The 1,894-nt window shown below is 55.1% G+C and carries 1 protein-coding gene; it reads right to left on the reverse strand.

What is annotated here, in order from left to right:
• Window positions 1-594 precede the first annotated feature (594 nt).
• Window positions 595-1,719 (reverse strand): aminotransferase, encoded by a 1,125-nt coding sequence (locus DW943_RS10280; protein WP_117862978.1) that lies wholly within the window; start codon window positions 1,717-1,719, stop codon window positions 595-597.
• Between the last annotated feature and the right edge of the window lie 175 nt (window positions 1,720-1,894).

Here is a 1,894-nt window from a genome sequence, read left to right on the forward strand (position 1 = left end):
TGCAGACCTTTCGTCATGGCCTCCTACCTTTCTTTCGGGCCCCTGTCAGGGCCGATTCGTTAGCGCCCCTCCGTGTGAGGCGTTATTGCTGACGACATATTTATATCCAAAATCAGTCCATACTTCCACCTCGCCCCCGAACGGTTTTATATGAGGGGTGAACGGCATACACATATACTTCACGCATGGTACACTTTGACTTAATAAAGTGTATTTACGTGCTTAAATGCCTTTTTAACCGAAAAATCAATTGGAACTAATCTTTCTTAAACCACCCTCGATTTGCATATTTCACGCAAAGGTATGAATAGAATTCGCAATTCTTGCTACGTCTCAACCATTTTGATTTTTATTCAGAAAAAAGTTCGTCCTATTCATTTTTGACAAACAGGCTACCGTTTACCAGACGTTGGATACCGTTCACCGGAAGCTCAGTATAAGGCCCATCGAATACACCGTCTGCTTTGCGCCTCCATTTGTAACAAGTTGATTTTTTCGGCGGTAAAGACAAACAGACCCGCCCCCAAGGGAGCGGGTCTGCATTCGGTATATCTAGGGCCCAGAAAGGTTTAGGCCCTCGAAAGCCTCAAGGGGCTAGCGATCGAACTCGGCCAGCGCCTCGCCCAGAAGCCTCAGGCCCTCGCGGAGAACGCCTTCGCTCGCGCAGTAGCCCAAGCGCGCGCCGCAGGGAAGCTCAAAGCGGCTACCGGGAACCAGCAGCACTCCCCTCTCGGCCAACAGGCGCTTGCAGAACTCCTCGTCGTCCTCGGGAATATCCAGTTGGATAAACGAGGTGGACACGCCCTGCGGGGCCGTCCAGGAGACACGATGCTGCGTATCGATCCATGCCTGAGCGATATCACGGTTGCCAAACACGATCTTACGGTTGCGCCCAAGGATCTTATCCCTGTGCTCGAGCACGTAGGTCGCCAGAGCGTCGTTGAACACGCCGCCGCAGATCATGGTGTAGTCACGATAGGTGCGGATGCGGTTGGACACCTCTTCGTCGGCCACGACCCAGCCCACGCGGGCCGCAGGCGTCGAATAGGTCTTGGACACCGAGTTGGTGACAATGGCCTTCTCGTACACGTCGACCATCGACATAAAGGACTCGGTGTTCTCGAGCGGCAGGTACACCTCGTCGCACAGCACGTAGGCGCCCACCGAACGGGCAATCTCGGCAATCTGGCCGAGCGTATCGGCATCGAGCACCGTACCGATGGGGTTCGATGCGTTATTAATGCAGATGAGCTTGGTGTTGGGGCGCACCGAGCGCTTGAGCTGTTCGATATCGGGCTTCCAGCCGAGCTCCTCGCGGAGCTCCCAATACTCGACCTCGGCACCCAGCGTACGCGGAATCTCGTAGAGCGGCGCATAGGTAGGCCACTCGGCAATCACGTGATCGCCGGGCTCCACAACGGCCATGATGGCGTTGAGGTTGGCGCCCGTGCAGCCATTGGTCTGCAGAATGTGATCGGGATTGACATCGCGACGATACAGCTTGGCGACCTCGGCCTTAAATTCCGGCGATCCCTCGATCCAGCCGTAGTTCATCTTCTCGCGATCCAGGCGCTCGTAGAACGTGGCGCCGTCCTGCTCGTCCAGTGCGCGAAGCTCGCCCATGGTCAGCGACGAGATCGTCGACTGAGCGATATCCCAGGTAGCACTCTTCTCCCAAACGTTGAGCCATTCCTCAACACCGATTGTCTTGATATCCATGGCCACCTTATCTGATCTTCATTTAGCGTCATTAAACATGAATGGGGCGGTGCGAAAGATCCGCACCGCCCCAATGGGAGACATCTAATGGCAGCTAGATGTTTGTAGTAAGACCTGTACGGGTCTTTGAAAACCTTAGAGGTCCTCGCGCCAGAAGGGCATGCTCATGCAGCGC

Source organism: Collinsella sp. AM44-11, assembly GCF_003467145.1.
Lineage (GTDB): Bacteria > Actinomycetota > Coriobacteriia > Coriobacteriales > Coriobacteriaceae > Collinsella.

Coding starts and splice junctions, on each gene's coding strand:
- DW943_RS10280 (WP_117862978.1), bottom strand. CDS start 1,719: ATGGATATCAAGACAATCGGTGTTGAGGAATGGCTCAACGTTTGGGAG.